Source organism: Chryseobacterium subflavum (assembly GCF_055762745.1).
This window is the reverse complement of the sequence record NZ_JBVTMR010000001.1, coordinates 54,623-76,287: the sequence shown is the minus strand read 5'-3', so window position 1 is coordinate 76,287 and position 21,665 is coordinate 54,623. Positions and strand designations below refer to the sequence as shown.

Here is a 21,665-nt window from a genome sequence, read left to right as displayed (position 1 = left end):
GATATTTTTGATAAATGATGACAATTACAACCAAGATCAGCTGATCCACATTGCAATTATCGATTATTTACTCTTAATTAATTCTTTACTAAATTTTCATTTTTCAACAGAACTTCTTCTGCTAACTGAATATACTGAATTGCTCCTTTACTTTCGGCATCATAATTCAGGATGCTTTCCCCGAAACTTGGTGCTTCACTTAATCTCACATTTCTGCTGATGATGGTTTCAAAAACCATTTCCGGGAAGTGTGCATTTACTTCTTCCACCACCTGATTGGATAATCTTAACCTGCTATCATACATCGTTAGAAGTAAACCTTCAATGTCCAGATCTTTGTTATGAATCTTTTGAACATTTTTGATGGTATTCAAAAGTTTTCCTAAACCTTCCAATGCAAAATATTCACATTGGATCGGAATGATTACAGAATCAGCAGCTGTAAGCGCATTTACAGTAATCAATCCCAAACTCGGAGCACAGTCAATAATGATAAAATCATACTCATTTTTTACGCTTTCCAATGCTTTTTTCAGCATATACTCACGATCTTCCTTGTCTACCAATTCAATTTCAGCTGCTACAAGGTCTATATGAGATGGTACGATATCTAGATTTGGTGTTGCTGTCTTTTTAATACAAGTGGCAGTATCCACACTGTGTTCTAAAAGATTGTACGTAGAATACTGGACATCTTCCACACCCAATCCTGAAGTAGCATTAGCCTGAGGATCGGCATCGATGATTAATATTTTCTTTTCCAATACCCCTAATGCCGCAGCAAGATTTACAGCTGTTGTCGTTTTTCCAACTCCCCCTTTCTGATTAGCGATACCTATGATTTTTCCCATTATTAGAACTTTAAGCCTCAAAAATACACATTTTTCTTTGCTCTGAATGAATGATGAAAAGTAAAATGAGTTAAAATATTGTTAATAAGGAAATTAACCCTAAAAAAAATTATCCACAAAAAATAGTATTTTGTGGATAACTGTCAAGATTTGTTTGATATAGATTATTCAAACTTCATAGAAATCGGAAATTTGAAATAACTTCTTACGGCTTCACCTTTTTTATTTTTTCCAGGAATCCATTTTCCTCTGATCGATTTTACTGTTCTGATTGCTTCACTATTGAAATCTGCATTTCCTCCATTGGCTTTGATACCGGAAATAGTTCCATCAATTTCAACAATAAAAGTGACCGTTGTTTTAACGACTCCGTCGCTCTCAAATCCGGAACCATCAAAGTTATTCATTACTTTATTTCTGAAGGAATCGATTCCACCTACGAAATTAGCTTCAACGCTAAGCGCTTCTGCACCCACTATGGAATTCCCGGGATTTGCAGGTTGTACAGGCTGTGGGTTTGCCGGCGGAGCAGCAGGACCTGTTCCGATATGGGGTGCCGGCGGTATATAAGTATTTTTGATCGACTCCCCATCAAGATTATTAACCAAACCCGGAGCTGCATCGGCAGGCTTTTCAACTTTTACAGGCTCTATTGCATGCGCTGCTGGTGTTGGTATCTGGCTATCATACTGTTTAGTGTTTGGAGGGGTTACAGGTTTAACGATCTGCACTGGTGGAGTTTGTTCAGGAGTAGCGGGGTCTTTGAGGTTAATAACTACTGGTGGCCCATCAACAGGCACATGTACCGGAGTGCTGTTACTAAATGCTGAAATGATCAGTGGAGTAATGGAAACCGCAGCCAACAAACTTACACCTACAAACAGTGCCTTTGTTAGTATTTTATCGGACTCATTTCTCAAAACATAAGCGCCATATTCCTTGTTACGATGCTCGAAAAGAACTTCATTGAAGCGAAATTCCTGATTAGTGTGTAGGTGTTTCATCACTTAAAAGATTTAAACGGTTAATAAAAAATCTGATTATTAGTTTTTATAGCACTTATCGATAAGTAATGTTACACCATCAAAACATTTGCCATTTTATTAACAAAACACTAATATTTTAAAAAAATTTATGACAATCGATAAAATTAACTATGCAAGCAATAATAAAGTATTAAAAACACCATTATAGATATTAAAATTATTCAACAATATTATATTTTTAACTAATTAAATTCATTAATATTTTAAAAATAGTAAAAACCACATCTTAAAACAGGAAAAATACTGAGATATTGAACCCAGAGTCAAAATACATTTGTACCATACCAAACCGGGGATGCTGAAAACCGAAAAGAGTAAGCAAAAAAACAAAAACTTAATAATTATGCCAACTTTAACTCAAGAAGCAAAATCAAACTCATTAATGAGCATGCTTTTAAAACAAGTGTATGACACCGTAACCAATGGTGGAGACCCCGACTCTCTGGGACCTAATGATTTCATTTCATTTGACCCGGTAGGGATTACTCTATCGGAAGACACCTTTGATTACGCACTCAACGGACTATTTGGGGACGCCCCGTCACCAAAACCAATGCTGGACGCTAAAGGAGAACCTATCCTGGATGCTAACGGAAATCCGAAAATTGACATGGAGGCTTACCAGAACGCCCTGTCAAACAGTAAATTCAGAAAATATCTTCAAATGGAGCAATTTGCTGCAATGGTGGATGTCATTCCTTCTCAGCTTCCTCCGCTTACCAGTTCAGGCAACGGAAGGGTAATGTCGATCATGAGCATTATGAACGATTCCCAGAAAAGAGTATCTAAAGTATATGAAGATCTTTTGCAATGGTCCGTAGTCGTTGATACTCAATTTGATGAAAAAGTAGAAAAAAAGCTGAATACGTTAAGGGATAAGCTTTTCAAAATTAAGAAGGTAAAAAACACAGACTTTGATCCTAATTCACCTATAGACGACACAAACAAACCTGAGATCTTCCACACTTTCGTTTCTCCGATGTATTCTAAATATGTAGAATATCAGATGAAATATTACGATATCGTAGACGCCAATAATGAAATCAGAACTGCTGCCGATAACGGAGATGCGGAAGCAATGGCCAAATTATCGATCGATGGCAAGAACATGAAAAAAAGAGAAGATGCATCCCTTAAAGCGTGGCAATCTCTTGGATACAAAGAAGCCGTCGAGAAAATACAAAATTATTTAAGTGAGGTAGAGCAGAAAAACATGCTCGTCATCAAAAAAAGGATGGAGTCTGAGTTCAGAAACAGTCAGAGAACAAGGGTTCTGGACTATACAAATTATTCACCATCCGTTCCGGTTGCCGCTAATGCATTAAAAGAGTCTAAAGGATGGCCCACAGTTACCATCGTAGAAGGTGAATCTAATTATGATTATTCAAAATCAGTTCACAACTGGGGTGCAGCCGCAGGATTTAGCATGGGCATTTTCTCTATTGGTGCAAAAGGTGGCGGAAAGCACGAAAAAACAAAGATCAATACAGATTATACGAATATGAAGGTCTCTTTCAAGCTTGGAAAAGTAAGAGTGGAAAGAGGATGGCTTAATCAAAACTTTATTGAATCCAAATACTGGAAACTACATGAACAATCTCCTCAAACTTTAAGTGGCGATGTCATCAGCGATGGAAAAGGAAAAGGGTTAATGCCTTCTATCATTACCGAGCTTATCATTGCTAAAGACGTTTGCCTTGATTTTACAAACAACAGTACTGCTTTTACGGATGTTAAAAACTCTGTCAGTGCGGGGGCTGCTGTTGGAATAGGACCGTTCGTTTTCGGCGGAAGCTACAGTTACGATAACCAGGATGTACAATCCAATGCCAAATGGAATGGAAAGAAACTGAATTCTGACGGAATCTACATTATCGGTTATAAATGCCATGTCATTCCGAAATCACCGGATCCTAATCCGGAGATCAAAAAATGGACTGACGGAAAATCATAATATCCTTCTCATCAAGAATAGCCGGCAGATTTTTTCTGTCGGTTATTTAAAAAACAAAAACTAATGCCATGAAATATTTTATTGCCGTCTACCAGAAACTTAAAAACACTTATCTATCCCAAAGCTCGATGGAAAATGACCTTCCCATGATATGTCCTTCCCTCAGGGTATATGAAAATGAAGAACTTGAGCTTTTAAAGCCACAAAACCAGCTCAACGATGATCAGAAAAAAGCCCTTTCTATCATTAAAAAGCAGAATATGGCCTACGAACTTAATTCAGTTCCTATATCTTCTCAGTTCTGGGACCTGAATCCTAACAATTCCCTGTTTGACATTTATCGTGATATTCTAGATAAAAACAATTTAAAAAATCTTGAAGAAAGCCTTGATAAGACACTGGCAATTGAAAGTTCCATCCTTTTCGATGCTAAAAAGAATGACACTAAAGAATTTAAGGCTTACAAAAAATACAGGCTGGCTCATGAGCAGGTAATTGATAAGATCACAGCTCATCTCGAGCTTTTTGACGATCTGGACAGCGATGAGGAAAGAAACAATTGGAATGATCAGCTTACTCATTTAAACGGAACAAAAGAGATCGCCTTTTCAGATTGGAAAATAAAAGGAAATAAAGATAACATCGATAAGGAATTGACAAGAATCAACAAAGCTTCTGATGCAGATGTTTATCTCGCAATGGCCCAAAATGCTAAAAACACCTTTGAAGCAGCTGAAAAAACCGACGTAATCACTAATGCTTCTATTCATGATATTAATTTTATTCCTTATGATTTCATGGAAAATGAATCAGGATGGAACAATATAAGAATTGAAAAACAGGAACTCGAAACCTTATATACGGAAGCAAAAAACTCCCACGAAAACCTCCCCTCAGAAATTCTTTCGATTGACTATGACGAGGGCGTTATTCAGGCGGTTGAACTGGATTATTCTTTTGTGCATTTAAAAAGAAATTGGTTCAGCAAAAACTTTATGCTTTCGCAACTATTTGAATGGAATGAGCCAAAAAAAATATCGGACGGACAAACAATTTCGAGTGATTTTAAACTACCTGCTTTTCCCAAGACCATGATTTTAATAAAGAATCTGAAAATAATTTTAGATCCTTCAATTACAAATGATGCAATCAACAACCCCGATCAACTTATTTATTTTGGTCCTCTGATCATGAAGCAGCAGCTCTTTGTCAATAAAAACAATAATCAAAAGTTCTTAAAGGCCATTACAAATGTAAAAACCATTAAATCCGACCAGCTCAGCAACTTAACCAGAAAAACAGCCCTTTATGAAAACTCAAAGATTACTGCCACAGAATTCATAACAAAACCTGAATCTGAACCTGTTGCGGAAACAGCCAAAGTACATCCGATCCCTGCATTCAACAGAATTAATATGAATGTTCTCAATAGTGTAAGGAATGTAAGACCGGTTACTCCCGTTTCAACACCACAACCCATAACTCCGGCTCCACCAGTAAAACCTGTAATCCCCATTAGAAATACAGGAATCTTTGTCCCCATAAAATACCCTATCCAGGTTCCATCATCAGGAGCGAATATACAATTCAGGGTCCTGGATAAAATCAATAACGATCCTGTTTATAAATGTTCAATCTCCATTAAAGGAACCAACAACAGCAGGATTTATGAAATAGAAACAAACGAAGCAGGAATTGTCAATCAGGTTATCGCATTAGGCGAATACAGTATTGAGCTGAGAATAGATGATTACTCAGTTTTGAACCAAAACTTCAGTGTAACAAGTACAACTCCTATTAATTTAGAATACAAACTTCAGAGAGAGGAAGTTAAATTCAAGTCATTTTTCTTGATCGGAATGATTTGTGAGAAGATGCCAAAGATTCCCGTTAGCTAACTTTTGTGAATATATGGACGAACCCTACTCAAAAATAGTTTAATCTTTTAATAAACAAAAAAAACACCATGAAACTCTTAAAATACAATACGAAAGCGCCTGAAGTTCTCACATTATGTGAACTACTTTATAAGCTGGGATATCCTATTAAAATTTCAGATTCTTTCAGCCTGGAAGTAGATGCGGCAGTTAAAGATTTCCAAAGCAAAAATGCTTTAGTAATAGACGGAATTGTCGGAATAAAAACATGGGCAGTATTATTGCAGAAAAATTCCAATCCGATTATCTCAACGGATAAATTCCTTAAAGAAAGTGACCTTATCTCGTTTGCTGATCAGTACGACCTTGAATTAGCAGCTGTAAAAGCCGTTAATGAAATTGAAAGCAGTGGAAAAGGTTTTTTAATCAACAATAAACCTAAGATTCTTTTTGAAGGGCATATTTTCTGGAATGAACTCGAAAAGCGAGGAATTAATCCAAACTCTTATTACAACGAGTCAAGTAAAGACATTCTTTATCCTAAATGGACCAGAACCTATTATCTGGGTGGGGTGAGAGAATATGACCGATTAAATGAGGCTATAGGCTTAGGATCTGATGTCAAATTTAAAGATGCTGCATTGTCATCAGCATCCTGGGGAAGCTTTCAGATCATGGGATTTCATGCTAAAAACCTGGGTTATACCGATGTTAATGATTTTGTATCTAAAATGGAGATCAATGAAGGGGAACACCTGAAAGCTTTTGGAAAGTTTTTAGAAAAGAATGGACTTTTGGTTCATTTGAGAAATAAAAACTGGGGCAATTTTGCAAAAGGCTATAATGGTACGGGTTATAAGCAGAATAAATACGATGAAAAGCTTGCTAAGGCTTATGCAAAATATTTGAATTAGATGGTTAAAAGCAGTACACTGATTTCAAAAGTTCCCTTTGTTCTGCAATTGAAACTCTCACAGAAAAAAATTCGGATTAATTGATGAAATCTGTGGGAGTTTTTTTCAATATATAATTTAAGTTAACATTCAAAATGTAACAACAATACATGGAGTGACAAATTATTTTACCACAAATAATCCTCACAGAGACAAGAATAAACCTTATGGATCACAAAAAAAAGAGACCATCACATGTGACAGTCTCTTTTTTTTATAAATGATATTCTATAGTATTAGAATAATTCTTTTCTGATAATGTTCTGACTTCTTTCCGGTCCAACAGAAACCAAGTACACATTGATTCCTAAATACTGCTCGATAAATTCGATATATTTCTGAGCGTTATCAGGAAGTTCATCATAGCTTCTTACCTTCGTAAGATCTTCACTCCATCCCGGTAAATCCTGGTAGATAGGCTCATAATTGTATAATTTTTCTGTAGAAGAAGTGAAGTAATCGATTACTTTACCATCTTCTGTTTTATACTGAGTTACAATTTTTAGGTTTTCAATTCCTGTAAGAACGTCAAGTTTAGTAATTACAAGGTTATTGATACCATTGATCATACAAGCATGTTTCAACGAAACAAGATCCAACCATCCGGTTCTTCTTGGTCTTCCGGTAGTCGCTCCGAATTCACCACCGATCTGTCTGATTTTTTCTCCTAATTCGTTATCCAATTCAGATGGGAAAGGTCCGTTTCCAACCCTTGTGCAGTATGCTTTGGCAACTCCAATAAGATTCTGAAGTGAAGTTGGCGGAACACCGGCTCCCGTACAAACTCCTCCTGTAGATGGAGAAGATGAAGTAACGTATGGATACGTTCCGAAATCAATATCCAACATCAATGCCTGAGCCCCTTCAAAAAGAACGTTTTTACCATCTCTGATCGCTTCATTCAATTCAACTTCTGTATCTACAATTCTGTCCTGAAGCTGTTTTCCTATCTCTAAAAATTCGTTGTAAATTTCTTCTACGTCTAAAGTCGGTTTTCCGTAGTATTTTTCAAAAAGAGAATTTTTAATTTTAAGGTTTTTCTCTATTTTCTCTCTTAAAATCTCAGGATTCAGAAGATCTATCATTCTGATTCCAACTCTTGCAATTTTATCTTCGTAACAAGGTCCGATTCCTTTTTTAGTGGTCCCGATCTGAGTTCCTCCATGCTCTTCTTCACGGTAAGTATCCAAAAGAATGTGGTAAGGCATGATCACATGCGCTCTTCTGCTGATAAAGATATGGTCGGTTCTTAAACCTTTGCTCTCAATCTGGCTAACTTCTTTGATGAAAGATTTAGGATTCACCACTACTCCATTGGCAATGATGCATTTTCCTTTGCACTGCAAAACTCCTGAAGGAAGAAGGTGTAAAACAAATTTTTCATCACCCACATAAACCGTATGACCTGCATTGTCTCCACCCTGGAAACGTACTACATAATCCGATTTAGCGGATAAAACATCCGTGATTTTCCCTTTACCTTCATCTCCGTACTGAAGACCTACAACTACGTAAGTTGACATATTTTACTATTGTTTTTAGATTCATGCAAAATTACTCTGAAAAAATAGGGTGGGCAAATTATGTGGAAAATTTATTTTCATTCTAGTTTAAAATCATAGAATTACAAGCATTTTTTACGACATCATTGATCTATCATCAAACCAAAAATCTTTTATTTATGTGTATATTTGAGTAGCGTTTGAGAATAATAAAGATAGTTTATGATATGAGAACATTACATCAAACAGGATACTTGTCTAAAAATACCAGCGATCAGCCTCAACTTTTTTACAATGTATTTACCCCTGAGAAGAATGAGATAAAGGCAAGTCTTTTAATTATCCATGGAATGCAGGAACATAGCGGAAGATATAATGAAATAGCAGAATATTTTGCCGGTCACGGATTAGCTGTAATCACTTACGATCATCTGGGACATGGAAAATCAGTGAAAGAAAAAAAAGATATCGGATTTTTTCAATTGAACCGACCGGATAAAAAATTGATCGATGATGCGGAAATGATGAGTGATCACCTAAGCTATCAATATCCTGATGTACCACATTTTGTCCTCGGTCATTCGATGGGTTCTTTTGTTACACGGTGTCTTCTTCAAAGAATTAGCACCCGGCTTACAGGAGCTATCATCGTTGGCACCGGAGGTACTTTAGCGGGTATCAGTCTTTTGAATACCTATTTTTCAATCGCCAATAAAATAGCACCTAAACAAAAAACATTTTTCAATTCACTTTTTAATTTCGTAAACAACAACCATTTCAGAAAAGATAAAAATTTTGGCGACACAAGCTGGCTAAGCCTCAATGAAGCCAATAGAGATGCTTTTACTCAGGATGAACTTTCTGGAATTCCTTTTACCAACAATGCATTTTATGCATTATTCAAACTGTATAAAAAAGCAACCAAAAGAAACTGGGCAAATCCCATTTCCAAATCCTTCCCTTTTTTATTTGTTAGTGGAAAAAACGATCCTATCGGGAATTTTGGAAAAGGAGTTATGCAAACAGTAAATAATTTAAAACAGAATGGATTCATTAAGGTGGATTACAGTATCTATCCTGAAATGAGGCATGAAATTATGAATGAGGAAATCCGGAAAGAGGTTCTGGATGATATTTACAAGTGGATTGAGAAACTTTTGTAACAAATATTCTTATAACTCTTTCATTTTAGGTATTTTGATTATTGTATATTTGATCATCAATACCAACACAAAATTAAAAGCAAACATGCCTAAAAAATCACTCCTTCTTATTATCCTGTTTCTATACTCTTCTCTTTCTTTAGACGCACAAAATAAAATTAATGAGTATCTGAGTATTCCCGGACCTATTAAAATTGATAATACATTCTATAATCTAATCTGGAGCTCTCATCCTAATGAGAATTATTACAAACAAGAATACCTAAGCCCAACCGAGAAAATCGAAAAATACGGCACATTAGTTATGATCGATTATATTCAGGGAACTCTTAAAATTGAAGATGTAATTAATCGAAAAGTAACAGAACTTGAGAACCTGAAAAAATCCAATCCGGTCGTCAATTACAAAATCTATGAAAACGGCGAAGAATATATCTTAGATTTTCTCATTACTGAGAATTCGAAAGATGGGAAAGAAATACTCATCGCAGAAAGAAATGTTTACCGTTATAAACTTATTTCAAACAATAAAAGTAAAGGAGTCCTACTTTTCGGCGTTAGTGAAAGGGGATATAAAGAAAACATAGAAAGTTTCTTCAATAATTTGAAAAATAACTCTTCCAAATTAATAGAAGTAGTTGGAAATTATCAATTACCGAAAATTGAAATAAAATAGGTGCTAAATTATCATTCCGAAGGATTCCAAAGCCATTATTCACATTTAACAGTTAGACTCCTTCGGAATGATTATTCCAAAATATTATCGACCCTAAAATCCCCGCAACTTAAAAAGTATCATTTTTAAAATACTTATCGCTGTATTAATCCAGCACAATTTCACTTTCTATACCAATCTCATCCAGGAAGATTTCATCATGAGAAATCACTAATAACGTCCCCTTATAATCTTTAATGGAGTTGGTAAGAATCTCTACATTTTGCAAATCCAGATTATTTGTGGGCTCATCGAGAACAATGATATCGGGAGCCCTATTACTGATTGAAAGCCCACACAATAAAAGTCTAAGGCGCTCTCCTCCACTTAACATTTCTCCTTTTTTATCCCATGTTTCTTTTCCAAATAAAAATCTGGACAATATGGTTTTTACTTCGGACTCCTGTAACGCATTATCATTAAACCTTTGGGCAAATTCATAAATGGTTGCTTCCTGAGCAATTAACGAATATTCCTGATCAATATAAATACTATTAAAATCAGTTCTTGAAATAGTTCCAATGGAAGCATCCAAATCACCAATTAAAAGTTTAATTAAAGTCGTTTTTCCGGAGCCGTTCGGTCCTTTCACACAAATACGATCTCCGCTTCTGATTTCGAGATCCAGATTTTTAGCCCATAAGAGTTTTTCATGATATCTGAAATTAATATCATCCGCTGTCATAAGAATTTTCCCTGTGTGAAGATCAGAATCGTTGAAATTTACTTTCATTTGTTCTGTATTTTTCACAGATGAACGCAATCCCCTAAGTCCTGCGGAAAGATCACTAATCTTTTCAGCGTGAATATTCTTGAGTTTGGAGGTATTCTTTTCGGCATTATTCCGGAGGGTATTCATCATAATTCTTGCAACTCCTGATTTTTCCTGCTTTTTCTTTCCCCGGGCATCTAATTTTTGTTTCCTTTCCAAGGTCTCCCTTTCTTTTTCCTTTGCCTTTTTCAAAGCCCGCTCCTTGGCATGAATGTCATGATGCAATGCCTCCTCCTCTATTTCCTTTTGTTCAACATAAAAATCAAAATTCCCACCATACGTTGAAATGCCTTGATTGCTCAATTCGTAAATCGTATCAACCAGATTTAATAAAGTTCTGTCGTGACTCACAATAACTATTGTAGCACTTGTTTTCGCAATATAGTCATATAAAAGACTCCGTCCTTCAAGATCGAGGTGGTTAGTGGGTTCATCCAGCAAAATGATATCCGGCTGATGAATCTGTAAACCTGCAAGAAAGACTTTTGTCTTCTGTCCTCCGCTCAGGCCCTCTAGTTTTTGATTTAAATCCAGGTTCTCAAGCTGCCAGTATTGTAAAGCCATTTGGCAACGATCTTCAATATCCCAATCATCGTTGAGAATATCAAAATAAATGTCGTCTACTTCGCCACTGCTAATCTTCTGTAAAGCATTTAGTTTTTGGTCAATTTTCAGGCTTTCTGCAATGGTAAGATGATTAAAGTTTCCAAACATTTGCGGAACGTAATATAAATTTCCTTCAATATGTAAGTTCCCTTCCAAAGGTTGGATTTCATTTGCTATAATTTTAAGCAGGGTAGATTTTCCCATGCCATTACTTCCGACCAAAGCCGTTTTTGAAGATGTTGGGATCGTTACATTGATATGATTAAAAAGCAGGTCTCTGTTGGGAAACCTATAGGATATATTTTGTAGAAAAATCATGATTTCTTTCTAATTAAAGTTAAACATCAATAATCCAAGGGGATTATCATCTGATCAAATCTGAAAGAAATTATATCCTACATGAGCGTATTTTTAGGTTTTGTGTATGCAAATATAATGCAAATAATAGATTAAACATAAAAACATTTTAATCAAAAATCAAAAATCCGTAACTTTGCCAACTACTAAATTTTTTTATGGAAAGCATTAAAGTTCACGACAAAACTTTTGTTCCTTATCTAAAGGACGCGGAAATTCAGGAAATAGTAAAAGCGACAGCGCTGAAAATTTATGAGGATTACAAAGATGAAGTTCCTGTCTTCATAGGAGTTTTGAACGGAGTTATCATGTTCTTCTCAGATCTTTTAAAGCATTATCCGGGAAACTGTGAGATTGCTTTTATCCAGATGAGTTCTTATGTAGGAACGGAATCTACGGGAATTGTTTACCAGAAGATGGAGCTGACGAAAGATGTTAAGGACCGTCATATTATTCTGGTTGAAGATATCGTAGATACAGGAAATACTGTTGAAAGCCTTTTCAAATATTTCAAAGAAACACAACGACCAAAATCTGTAAAACTGGCTTCTTTCTTACTAAAACCTGAGGTTTACAAGAAGGATTTTAAACTGGATTATATTGGAAAGGAAATTCCAAATAAATTTGTTCTGGGTTACGGATTAGATTACGATGAACTGGGAAGAAATCTTTCGGATTTATATCAGTTAGAAGAAGGTAAAATCAACCATTAATTTCAAAACCTGAAATTTAAACTTAAAATATCTAATTAAATAAAAATGATAAACATTGTTCTGTTCGGGCCTCCAGGAAGTGGAAAAGGAACACAAGCTCAGAATCTCATCGAAAAATTTAACTTAAAGCAAATCTCTACAGGTGATCTATTCAGATTCAATATGAAGAATGACACGGAACTTGGGAAATTAGCTAAATCTTACATCGATAAGGGAGAATTGGTTCCGGACCAGGTGACAATCGACATGTTGGTGGACGAATTGAGAAAACCAACCGATGCGGCAGGGTTTATTTTCGATGGATATCCAAGAACAGCAGTACAGACAGCGGCTTTGGAAAAAATCGTTAAAGAGGAACTGAATGACGAGATTGATGTTTGTCTTTCATTAATCGTTGAAGATAAAATTTTGGTTGAAAGATTGCTGAAAAGAGGAGAAACCAGTGGAAGATCTGATGACAGCAACGAAGAAATCATCCAGAACAGGATTAAAGAATATTATGCGAAAACAGCTGAAGTAGCTGAATTATATAAGCAACAAGGAAAATATGTAGAGGTAAACGGAGTTGGTGAGATCAATGAGATTTCTGAGAAATTGTTTGCTGAAGTAGAAAAAATTCAAAAATAAATTTTTGATTCAAGGTTCAAAGTTAAATATTCAAGGTTTAAACTTTGGACCTTACACATTAAACCTTGAATTAAAATTATGTCAAATTTTGTAGATTACGTAAAGATTCATTGTAAAAGCGGTCATGGAGGTGCAGGTTCTGCGCATCTTCGCCGTGAAAAATACATTCCTAAAGGTGGCCCTGATGGTGGAGACGGAGGTCGTGGAGGCCACGTTATTATGAAGGGGAATGCTCAGGAATGGACTTTACTACCACTCCGTTATACCCGTCACGTGAAAGCGGAGCGTGGAGAAAACGGAGGAAAAAATCAGTTAACAGGAGCTTATGGTGCCGATGTTTATATAGAGGTGCCTATCGGAACCATTGCCAAAAATGAAGAGGGTGAAATCATCGGTGAAATTTTAGAAGATGGTCAGGAAATCATCCTGATGGAAGGAGGAAAAGGAGGACTTGGTAACGAGCACTTTAAATCTTCAACAAACCAGACCCCACGTTACGCACAGCCGGGAATGGAGGGACAGGAAGGTTATGTGGTTTTTGAGCTTAAAATTTTAGCTGACGTAGGGCTTGTAGGTTTCCCGAATGCCGGAAAATCAACATTGTTGGCTTCCGTATCCGCGGCAAAACCTAAAATTGCCAATTACGCATTTACAACTTTGACGCCTAACCTGGGAATCGTAGACTACAGAAATTACAAATCATTTGTAATGGCTGATATTCCGGGGATTATAGAAGGAGCCGCTGAAGGAAAAGGCCTTGGCCATAGATTCCTAAGACATATTGAGAGAAATTCAATTTTGTTATTCCTTATTCCGGCAGATTCTGAAGATCATTTCCAGGAGTTTAAAATTCTTGAAAATGAGCTTAAAGAATACAATCCGGAATTATTGGATAAAGACTTTATTATTTCCATTTCAAAAGCAGACCTTCTGGACGATGAACTGAAAAAAGAAATTTCAGCAGAATTTCCTGAAAACAGGCAGCCGCTGTTCTTCTCGGGTGTAACCGGTGAAGGACTTACGGAACTTAAGGATGTTATCTGGAAAAAACTACATGGATAGAACACTGTTCTTCATATTAGTTTTATTTTACCAATTTTGTTTTTCACAAAGCAGTAAGACTTTATCAAAAATTGACAGCCTCAAAACAGACATTGAGGCTGTCAATTTTATACGGTCATGTTCACAATCAAAAGATGATTTTTTATCTGAGTTTACGTTAAAAACGATCAGGAGCTTTGAAGATGATAATTTGTCACCCCTTATAAAAAGGACTGCTGATAGTCTGGGTGTTGACAAAAGTTTTTATAAAGGAGACTTTGATCATAATGGGAAAACGGATTTATTATTTATCGGGGATGACAACAGCTGTCAATCATCCAGAGGCAGTTGTAGTGCAGTTGTAAAGGTTATTTTTGATATAGACAATAAGTATATGACCAAGAGTTTACTTCTGAATCATTTTGATTTTGTAATCCCGAAATTGTCTACCATAAATGGCAAAGATTATATCTCTGTTTTCTACGATGAAGTTACCGAAGATTTTAATTCTGAGAAATACAATTTTTACCACAAAATCGTCAATAAGATTCTGACTTATAAATTTGATAATTTCGTAGAGTATAATCCGGAACCTCAAAAGTATACTATTGAAAAAATATTTTTTGAAACAGAGCCCTGTTTTGGAACCTGTCCGGTGTTTACGCTTGAATTGAGTAAAAACGGCACCTCTCAATTTATTGCCAAGACTTACAATTTTATCAACCGTAATGATTCCTTTGAAAAAATAGAAAGGAAATCCCGTAAAACTTTTGAAAAAGGTGAAGGAAAATTTACAACCCAAATAAAAGCATCGGATTTTCAAAAAATTGAAACAATTCTTGGCTATATTAATTTTCCGGAGCTTCAAGATGATTATTCCGTAAGTTGGACCGATGATCAGTTGTCAACTTTAACAATTACCTATGACAACGGGAAGATCAAAAAGATTAAAGATTATGGTTTAGTTGGAAGTTATGGATTAACAACTCTTTATAAAACCCTGTTCGACCTAAGATTCAATCAGGAATGGAAGAAGATAAAACATTAAGTCCCCCGATCATCTGATACTCGTTGATCCTATTTCTGTACATTTCAAAGATTAAAAATATCGATAACAGACCTTAATTGCGCAGGTATGGAAGTAAAATAATAAACTTCAAATATTTTAACTACCTTTGTAGCATATTTCGCGGCATTCTCAGCCCTTTCGGTAATTAATTTTACTTAAAAATTCTGTTAATCAATTTTAGCAGATTCGCTAAAAATGATGAAGTATACTACTTCGACCGCATTATTTTTAATACGCAATATATTTTGTTATTTACAGATTTAAAAATCATCAAGCCCATTTTAGATGCGCTTCAACAGGAAGGTTATGAAAAACCAACTCCTATACAGCAAAAGGCTATTCCCTCTATTTTAGAGAAAAAAGATCTACTGGGAACGGCGCAAACCGGAACCGGTAAAACTGCAGCTTTTGCTATTCCCATTCTCCAGAACCTTTCAGAACGTCCAAAGACTAATCAGATCAAAGCTTTGGTTTTAACGCCTACAAGGGAACTGGCTATTCAGATTGAAGAAAGCTTTAATGCTTACGGAAGAAATCTTCCATTAAGAAAATTAGTTATTTTCGGAGGTGTAAAACAGGGCTCACAAGAAGCAGCTTTAAGAAAAGGAGTAGACATTCTTGTAGCAACACCGGGGAGACTCCTTGACTTCATTGCACAAGGAATTATCAGTCTTAAAAACCTGGAGATATTTGTTCTGGATGAAGCTGACAGAATGCTGGATATGGGATTTGTACATGACGTTAAAAGAATTATTAAGCTTTTACCACAGAGAAGGCAAACTTTATTTTTCTCTGCAACTATGCCTCCTGAAATACAAAAGCTTGCCAATTCCATCCTCAGCAATCCGGTACAGGTAGAAGTAACGCCTGTTTCTTCGACAGCTGAAACCATTAAACAATCTGTCTATTTTGTTCAGAAAGAAGATAAATTGGGATTACTTACACATATTCTTAAAAATCATATCTCTGAATCTGTTTTGGTTTTTTCAAGAACCAAGCACGGAGCTGATAAGATTGCAAGAACATTACAAAAAAATGGCATTTCAACGGAAGCGATTCATGGGAATAAATCTCAAAATGCACGTCAAAATGCGCTAAACAACTTCAAATCCGGAAAAACCAGAGTATTGGTTGCTACAGATATTGCAGCAAGAGGAATTGATATTGATGAGCTGAAATATGTAATTAATTACGAGCTTTCTGATGTTTCCGAAACCTATGTTCACAGAATCGGAAGAACAGGAAGAGCGGGTTCGGAAGGGACTTCTTTATCTTTTGTAGATGGTCTGGATTTGCTGAACCTTAGAAATACGGAAAAACTTATCGGACTTAAAATTCCAGTGGTTAAAGACCACCCGTTCCACACCGAAAACCTGGTTGCACAAAAAAGGGATTCAAATAATAAACCTATGAATCCGGGACAGGGAAAACCTAAACCTACTCAGAAGAAAGACATTGGTTTCAAAAAGCCAAAAAATAAAAGTTTCTTTAGGAAAAAATAAAAAAAAGCTTTCAGGGTTATTCCTGAAAGCTTTTTTATTCTCGTTATTTTTCTTTTAGCTTGTAAATTGTCACCGAGTCATACTGCGCCTGCCAGGTCTTTGCAGGATTTAAATAGGTTTTCACTTTAATTAACTCATTTTCATCAAGACTGTCTATGATCTTTTTACTTAAAGTATTCCTAAAGTAAAACATATTACGATTATTTTTCTTTTTAACATCCATGCCCATAAAAGTGATTGAGTTCCTTCCTTTTTCCAGTTGACTGGGAAAGAGCATATAGTTAATTTTATTTTTTTTGAGATAATCTTTAAAACGGAGCGTATTTATTTCATTAAAAAAAGTAGAGTTGGCTACCAAAGCATCTGCCGGTATAAAATTAAAATCGGAGTAAAAAGCAAATTTACCCGGAAAATCATAAACATATATTCGAGACTTTCGGGGAACTACGTTAACCAGATCTTCTGCCAAATTCTTTACCATATCCTTTGTTTTCTTTTCAAATTTTGACTTGTTATCAAAAACGTTATGAAATATGCTTAGGTTGGTCTTGAGCTTCAAAATCCCGATTGTACATAAGAAAAATGTTGAACCCAAAGAATAAATTATAAACTTGGATCTCGCAGGTACTATTCTCAATTGAAATTTTTCAACAATATCATTGATAAAAAAGCCACAAAAAATAAATTGTGATACAAAATACCACTGTCCTGTATATGACTGGAAAAATACATTATACAATAAATGAATAAAGCTTCCGCTAATAAATAAAATTTTGACAGAGCGGTAGTGTATATTTTTAGTAAAAATCAAAAATATCAAATATGCGGAACCCACAAATAAGAATAAATCAGGGAGTAAACCAAAAGGATCATCCAGATTAGCTTTAGGAAAGGAACTTTTTATTCTGCCACTGACAGGAACCATATCTCCGAACAAATACTGATTGGAAAATAAATAAGGTCCCGCCAAAATTAAAAATCCTAAAATTACTTTAGAAATGCTTTGAAAATTCCAGTCCCGGTGTTTCCAATAAAGAAAGCCTAAAGGAATAATGATAAAAATATGATCCAGCCTTGCCAGAAAAACGAGGCTACAAATGAATCCGAACAGAAAATCGTTGGTGTATCTTTTACAAAGAAAATAAAGCAGCCAGGCAATGGTGAAAAAGGTGAGATGCGCTTCCGTTAAATATAATGATCCAAGGCTGAAAAAAATTAAGCAATACAATGCTAAGCTCAATACTTTTCCACTTACTGAATCTTTGAATAAGGTTTTTTCAAAAAATCTGTATCCCGCAATGATAAAGATAACCTGAAAAAACCATAGAATGTATACTGAGAAACTTTTACCCAAAAAATTGATCGCTTCCGCAATAACACAGAATACCATCCATAAAGGATGGAAGCCATTGGTAAGGTATAAATCATTAAACCCCATAAAGCCATTTCTGACCATATTATAGGCAATCTGTGGATAAAAATAACCATCATCAACCGGAAACTTCGCCGGATTCCATAGAAAAAACACAGCAGAAAGGAAAAGAAGATAATGGATATTTTCTTTTAAAAGCTTCATATAGGCCTAGTAATTGTAAATGTGTTTTGCATTCTGGCTTGTGATTCTGTCAATTTCAGAAAAATCTTTATTGTAGATATTCACCAGCTTTCCTACCACCAGATCAAGATAAGAACTTTCATTTCTTTTACCCCTATGAGGAACCGGAGCCAGGTAAGGAGAGTCTGTTTCCAGAACAATTTTTTCTAAAGGAATTTCTTGCAGGAACTGATCTATTTTCCCGTTTTTAAAGGTCACTACTCCACCAATTCCTAATAAAAAATTAAGATCGATAGCATGTTTTGCTTGTTCAAGGTTACCGGAAAAACAATGAAATATTCCTCTCAATTTCGGATGCTTTTTTCTTTCCAAGACTTCAAAAGTTTCATCAAAACTTTCCCTTGTATGGATTACAATAGGCAGATCCATCTCAATAGCCCAGTCGATTTGTTGTTCAAAAGCCTTTACCTGGATATCTAGAGTTGATTGATCCCAATAGAGATCAATTCCTATTTCCCCGATGGCAGGAAATGCTCTTTTATCAAGATATTCTTTAACAATTGCCAGTTCTTTTTCCCAGGATTCGGGTTTTACGTAGCAAGGGTGCAATCCCATCATTGAAAAAACCTGTCCAGGATATTCAGCTTCCAATTGAAGCATTTTTTCATGAGACTCAGAGTCAATAGCAGGAAGATAAAATTCCGTAATTCCTTTGTCTAAAGCCCTTTGAATAACCTCCTTTCTATCTTCATCAAATTCTTCAGCGTATAAATGTGTATGGGTGTCAATCATAATTTTAAAATTTTAATAGATCTTCATAAGGGTTTTCTAAATTCATTAATACACCGAAAGCCGGTTCCGTTTTTATCCCTTCCTTCTTAAGTTCTATAATCTGTTGTTTAAATTCCTCTCCTTTCTCCTGTAATATTGTGTACTCTGCTACCATATGGCGATAAGCATTTTGTTGCGTCGTCGGTTTATCTTGACCAAAAATCTCTATGGGAAACTCTTCGAGATTAAAATTGATCACAATAGATTTTTCCCCTTTTATCTCAATCTTTTCTACTGTGAAATGAATTCCTGGTGGAATAAGTTGAGAAAGGCGGATCGTTTCCAAAAAGAAATCTTCATCTTTAACTTCACAAATGATATCCAGATCGCTTCCGTCAATATCAATTTCAATAGGAATAGTTCCTGCAAGCAAGGGTGAGAAATCTTTTAGTTTTTCCAGGATCTGATATTTTGTAAGCACCAAGTGAGCCCTTTGCTGCCTCTGGTTACCGCTTTCCAAATAATCAATCTTTGTAAAGTCTGTTATCATTACTGGAATATCTTATGTTTTACCTTTTTCTGTTGAGCTTCAATTCTTTGCTTTAATTTTTCTCTAAAATCAACATATTTAGGATCTTTTTCATCTGCTGTCCTGTGTTGCAGGGCTTTATGGATTTTAAAATTTTCTTTGATAAACTCCTTTGTGTCTTCCGCAAAATAAGCAGCTCCAAATTTATCAAAGATATACTGAACAGCCTGAGAATTGGGATGAATCATATCTTCTTTATAAAAACGATAATCCCTTAAATCATCCATCAATATTTCATAAACGGGTAAATAATGACAGTTCTCAATCCCTGAAATAGCTTCATGTACTGCAGATATCAATTTTGATTTGCTTAACTGATTTTCCATCATACCGTCTTTGGTATGTCTTACGGGAGAAACCGTAAACAAAATCTGAACATCTTCTTTACAGATATCTTTCAGGCTAAAAATGGTCTGATAAATAGAATCTGTGATTTCCTGATGGGTTAGCAACCTTTTGTTAAAGAATTTTTGTGGAATTTTGTGACAATTGGCTACCAGCTTGTTTTTAGGCTGAAATTCATAAATAAAGGAGGTTCCATAGGTTATAATAACCCAATTAGTATCCTGCAAAAAGAGATTCCCTTCTTCTAAATGGCCATTGATCTTATCCAGTGTCTGATGAATATACCTTGTATCGAATTTCGTATGATGGTCAAGGGAAATAAATTCGTCATTAAACGTGATTAAATCTTCTTCTTCATAAAAGTGTGAATCATGAAGCCTTTGTATTGCGTTATTGATCGAAAACGGATTAAACAGGGTTCCAAACGGATTATTGACCGTCTGAAGCTGTCCCTGGTGAAGCAGATCCGACATCTCTGAGGCAAAACAGGAACCTATTGAAAATATTTTATCTTCAATTTCAATCTTTTTTGCAGATTCTTTGATGTCAACTTCGGTTCTGAATTTCATTGTAAATATAAGAGGCTAAAGCTAAAGGTGGAAGAAGAAGCCTAAACAACTCCTTACCAAAACCTTTAATAATCAGCGACTCATTAGCTTTCCCTTCTTAAAAGATAATTAGCGAGTTCTATGAATGGCTTTTTCTTTTCTTCAGGAATATTAATTTTTTTAAGATAACTCTGCCCTATTTCATTGTGCTTTTCAATTAAACGCAATGCTTTTTCATCTACTTTTGTTCTTCTGAAGATCTTTTCTACTCCGTACACCTTATCGATATTATCGGTTTTTTTAGAGTACCAGTGATCCAATTCTTTTCTTTCTTCCTCCGTGGCGTGTTCTCTTGCCAGAAGATAAAGTACAGTCTTCTTATTTTCATAAATGTCACCTGCATGTTTTTTTCCAAACTGAGCCTGATCTCCAAAAACGTCCAGGTAATCATCCATGATCTGGAAAGCAATTCCTATATGTTTTCCAAAATTAAAAATGGATTTGGCATCTTTAAAATTAGCTTTAGCAATTAAAGCTCCGATCTCAAAAGATGAAGCACTTAATACTCCGGTCTTATAAGTAATCATTCTGATGTAATCATCGAAAGTCACATCTTCCTGTGTTTCGAAATTAATGTCGTACTGCTGTCCTTCACATAATAGGAGCCCGGTATGGGTAAATATTCGGATACAGGCTTTAAATATTTCCGGTTCAAGGTCTTCAAAAAATTTATACGCCTTCAGCATCAGCCCGTCTCCGGATAAGATCCCTACATTAATTCCATGTAAAGTATGAATAGTAGGCTTATTTCTTCTCAGAGGAGCTTCATCCATAATATCATCATGAATCAATGTGAAGTTATGGAAAAATTCAATCGCCAAAGCCGGCTTAATAGCCTGTTTAAGATCACCACCAAATAAGTCACAAGCCATCAGAACCATAATAGGTCGCAGACGTTTTCCACCATGGGAAATGATGTAATTCATCGGTTCATATAATTCCGCAGGTTTGTCTTTAAAAGTGTACTTGGTAATAGCGTCAGCAACCAGCTGTTGGTACTTGTCTAAAAATTCCATAAAATCCAATAATTTCCAACAAAAATACGATTT

The 21,665-nt window shown here is 35.4% G+C and carries 19 protein-coding genes; 10 read left to right on the top strand and 9 right to left on the bottom strand.

What is annotated here, in order from left to right:
* Window positions 1-77: 77 nt before the first annotated feature.
* Together AC0INN_RS00350 and AC0INN_RS00345 are read right to left on the bottom strand one after the other, a co-directional pair.
* Complete coding sequence (locus tag AC0INN_RS00350) at window positions 78-851, bottom strand: ParA family protein (RefSeq protein WP_172276645.1); 774 nt, start codon at window positions 849-851, stop codon at window positions 78-80.
* A 164-nt stretch (window positions 852-1,015) separates the two neighbouring features.
* The gene (locus AC0INN_RS00345) at window positions 1,016-1,855 is read right to left on the bottom strand and encodes an energy transducer TonB (RefSeq protein ID WP_306611152.1); all 840 of its coding nucleotides are present in this window, start codon (window positions 1,853-1,855) and stop codon (window positions 1,016-1,018) included.
* Window positions 1,856-2,240: 385 nt separating this feature from the next.
* Between AC0INN_RS00345 and AC0INN_RS00340 the strand changes: the two genes are divergently transcribed.
* From AC0INN_RS00340 to AC0INN_RS00330, 3 genes are all read left to right on the top strand, one after another.
* Window positions 2,241-3,851, top strand: a complete 1,611-nt coding sequence (locus AC0INN_RS00340) for a hypothetical protein (protein ID WP_172276639.1) — start codon at window positions 2,241-2,243, stop codon at window positions 3,849-3,851.
* Between the two features lie 68 nt (window positions 3,852-3,919).
* Complete coding sequence (locus AC0INN_RS00335; protein ID WP_306611150.1) at window positions 3,920-5,749, top strand: hypothetical protein; 1,830 nt, start codon at window positions 3,920-3,922, stop codon at window positions 5,747-5,749.
* A gap of 68 nt (window positions 5,750-5,817) precedes the next feature.
* Window positions 5,818-6,642: an N-acetylmuramidase domain-containing protein gene (locus AC0INN_RS00330; protein WP_306611148.1), complete on the top strand. Its 825-nt coding sequence runs from the start codon at window positions 5,818-5,820 to the stop codon at window positions 6,640-6,642.
* A 275-nt stretch (window positions 6,643-6,917) separates the two neighbouring features.
* On the opposite strand, the gene AC0INN_RS00325 is transcribed toward AC0INN_RS00330, so the two are convergent.
* Complete coding sequence (locus AC0INN_RS00325; protein WP_172276629.1) at window positions 6,918-8,204, bottom strand: adenylosuccinate synthase; 1,287 nt, start codon at window positions 8,202-8,204, stop codon at window positions 6,918-6,920.
* Window positions 8,205-8,410: 206 nt separating this feature from the next.
* Between AC0INN_RS00325 and AC0INN_RS00320 the strand changes: the two genes are divergently transcribed.
* Both AC0INN_RS00320 and AC0INN_RS00315 read left to right on the top strand, forming a co-directional pair.
* Window positions 8,411-9,346: an alpha/beta fold hydrolase gene (locus tag AC0INN_RS00320; RefSeq protein WP_273650916.1), complete on the top strand. Its 936-nt coding sequence runs from the start codon at window positions 8,411-8,413 to the stop codon at window positions 9,344-9,346.
* Window positions 9,347-9,431: 85 nt separating this feature from the next.
* The gene (locus AC0INN_RS00315; RefSeq protein WP_172276623.1) at window positions 9,432-10,022 is read left to right on the top strand and encodes a hypothetical protein; all 591 of its coding nucleotides are present in this window, start codon (window positions 9,432-9,434) and stop codon (window positions 10,020-10,022) included.
* Window positions 10,023-10,167: 145 nt separating this feature from the next.
* Here AC0INN_RS00315 and AC0INN_RS00310 read toward each other — a convergent pair whose 3' ends face one another.
* Window positions 10,168-11,757 (bottom strand): ABC-F family ATP-binding cassette domain-containing protein, encoded by a 1,590-nt coding sequence (locus AC0INN_RS00310; protein ID WP_172276620.1) that lies wholly within the window; start codon window positions 11,755-11,757, stop codon window positions 10,168-10,170.
* A gap of 197 nt (window positions 11,758-11,954) precedes the next feature.
* Between AC0INN_RS00310 and AC0INN_RS00305 the strand changes: the two genes are divergently transcribed.
* The 5 genes from AC0INN_RS00305 (at window position 11,955) to AC0INN_RS00285 (ending at window position 16,748) form a co-directional block, all read left to right on the top strand.
* Complete coding sequence (locus AC0INN_RS00305; protein WP_172276617.1) at window positions 11,955-12,509, top strand: phosphoribosyltransferase; 555 nt, start codon at window positions 11,955-11,957, stop codon at window positions 12,507-12,509.
* A gap of 45 nt (window positions 12,510-12,554) precedes the next feature.
* The gene (locus AC0INN_RS00300; RefSeq protein ID WP_172276614.1) at window positions 12,555-13,136 is read left to right on the top strand and encodes an adenylate kinase; all 582 of its coding nucleotides are present in this window, start codon (window positions 12,555-12,557) and stop codon (window positions 13,134-13,136) included.
* 78 nt (window positions 13,137-13,214) lie between these two features.
* Entirely contained in the window at window positions 13,215-14,198 is a 984-nt protein-coding gene (gene obgE, locus AC0INN_RS00295; RefSeq protein ID WP_172276611.1) for a GTPase ObgE, read from the top strand.
* The gene (locus AC0INN_RS00290; RefSeq protein ID WP_273650915.1) at window positions 14,191-15,225 is read left to right on the top strand and encodes a DUF6438 domain-containing protein; all 1,035 of its coding nucleotides are present in this window, start codon (window positions 14,191-14,193) and stop codon (window positions 15,223-15,225) included. Before obgE ends, AC0INN_RS00290 begins: the two co-directional genes overlap by 8 nt.
* Window positions 15,226-15,491: 266 nt before the next feature.
* Entirely contained in the window at window positions 15,492-16,748 is a 1,257-nt protein-coding gene (locus AC0INN_RS00285; protein ID WP_172276605.1) for a DEAD/DEAH box helicase, read from the top strand.
* 43 nt (window positions 16,749-16,791) lie between these two features.
* On the opposite strand, the gene AC0INN_RS00280 is transcribed toward AC0INN_RS00285, so the two are convergent.
* The 5 genes from AC0INN_RS00280 to AC0INN_RS00260 all read right to left on the bottom strand — a co-directional run bounded on the left by AC0INN_RS00280 (window position 16,792) and on the right by AC0INN_RS00260 (window position 21,632).
* Window positions 16,792-18,324, bottom strand: a complete 1,533-nt coding sequence (locus AC0INN_RS00280) for a hypothetical protein (RefSeq protein WP_172276603.1) — start codon at window positions 18,322-18,324, stop codon at window positions 16,792-16,794.
* A gap of 6 nt (window positions 18,325-18,330) precedes the next feature.
* Window positions 18,331-19,095 (bottom strand): TatD family hydrolase, encoded by a 765-nt coding sequence (locus AC0INN_RS00275; RefSeq protein ID WP_172276600.1) that lies wholly within the window; start codon window positions 19,093-19,095, stop codon window positions 18,331-18,333.
* A gap of 4 nt (window positions 19,096-19,099) precedes the next feature.
* Entirely contained in the window at window positions 19,100-19,624 is a 525-nt protein-coding gene (locus tag AC0INN_RS00270) for a DUF4269 domain-containing protein (protein WP_273650912.1), read from the bottom strand.
* The gene (locus tag AC0INN_RS00265) at window positions 19,624-20,577 is read right to left on the bottom strand and encodes a GSCFA domain-containing protein (RefSeq protein ID WP_172276597.1); all 954 of its coding nucleotides are present in this window, start codon (window positions 20,575-20,577) and stop codon (window positions 19,624-19,626) included. Before AC0INN_RS00265 ends, AC0INN_RS00270 begins: the two co-directional genes overlap by 1 nt.
* Before the next feature lie 83 nt (window positions 20,578-20,660).
* Window positions 20,661-21,632: a polyprenyl synthetase family protein gene (locus AC0INN_RS00260; protein WP_172276595.1), complete on the bottom strand. Its 972-nt coding sequence runs from the start codon at window positions 21,630-21,632 to the stop codon at window positions 20,661-20,663.
* Between the last annotated feature and the right edge of the window lie 33 nt (window positions 21,633-21,665).

Excerpts from the sequence above, each read along its gene's own strand:
- AC0INN_RS00350 (WP_172276645.1), bottom strand. The coding sequence starts at position 851 with ATGGGAAAAATCATAGGTATCGCTAATCAGAAAGGGGGAGTTGGAAAA.
- AC0INN_RS00345 (WP_306611152.1), bottom strand. The coding sequence starts at position 1,855 with ATGAAACACCTACACACTAATCAGGAATTTCGCTTCAATGAAGTTCTT.
- AC0INN_RS00340 (WP_172276639.1), top strand. The coding sequence starts at position 2,241 with ATGCCAACTTTAACTCAAGAAGCAAAATCAAACTCATTAATGAGCATG.
- AC0INN_RS00335 (WP_306611150.1), top strand. The coding sequence starts at position 3,920 with ATGAAATATTTTATTGCCGTCTACCAGAAACTTAAAAACACTTATCTA.
- AC0INN_RS00330 (WP_306611148.1), top strand. The coding sequence starts at position 5,818 with ATGAAACTCTTAAAATACAATACGAAAGCGCCTGAAGTTCTCACATTA.
- AC0INN_RS00325 (WP_172276629.1), bottom strand. The coding sequence starts at position 8,204 with ATGTCAACTTACGTAGTTGTAGGTCTTCAGTACGGAGATGAAGGTAAA.
- AC0INN_RS00320 (WP_273650916.1), top strand. The coding sequence starts at position 8,411 with ATGAGAACATTACATCAAACAGGATACTTGTCTAAAAATACCAGCGAT.
- AC0INN_RS00315 (WP_172276623.1), top strand. The coding sequence starts at position 9,432 with ATGCCTAAAAAATCACTCCTTCTTATTATCCTGTTTCTATACTCTTCT.
- AC0INN_RS00310 (WP_172276620.1), bottom strand. The coding sequence starts at position 11,757 with ATGATTTTTCTACAAAATATATCCTATAGGTTTCCCAACAGAGACCTG.
- AC0INN_RS00305 (WP_172276617.1), top strand. The coding sequence starts at position 11,955 with ATGGAAAGCATTAAAGTTCACGACAAAACTTTTGTTCCTTATCTAAAG.
- AC0INN_RS00300 (WP_172276614.1), top strand. The coding sequence starts at position 12,555 with ATGATAAACATTGTTCTGTTCGGGCCTCCAGGAAGTGGAAAAGGAACA.
- obgE (WP_172276611.1), top strand. The coding sequence starts at position 13,215 with ATGTCAAATTTTGTAGATTACGTAAAGATTCATTGTAAAAGCGGTCAT.
- AC0INN_RS00290 (WP_273650915.1), top strand. The coding sequence starts at position 14,191 with ATGGATAGAACACTGTTCTTCATATTAGTTTTATTTTACCAATTTTGT.
- AC0INN_RS00280 (WP_172276603.1), bottom strand. The coding sequence starts at position 18,324 with ATGAAGCTTTTAAAAGAAAATATCCATTATCTTCTTTTCCTTTCTGCT.
- AC0INN_RS00275 (WP_172276600.1), bottom strand. The coding sequence starts at position 19,095 with ATGATTGACACCCATACACATTTATACGCTGAAGAATTTGATGAAGAT.
- AC0INN_RS00270 (WP_273650912.1), bottom strand. The coding sequence starts at position 19,624 with ATGATAACAGACTTTACAAAGATTGATTATTTGGAAAGCGGTAACCAG.
- AC0INN_RS00265 (WP_172276597.1), bottom strand. The coding sequence starts at position 20,577 with ATGAAATTCAGAACCGAAGTTGACATCAAAGAATCTGCAAAAAAGATT.
- AC0INN_RS00260 (WP_172276595.1), bottom strand. The coding sequence starts at position 21,632 with ATGGAATTTTTAGACAAGTACCAACAGCTGGTTGCTGACGCTATTACC.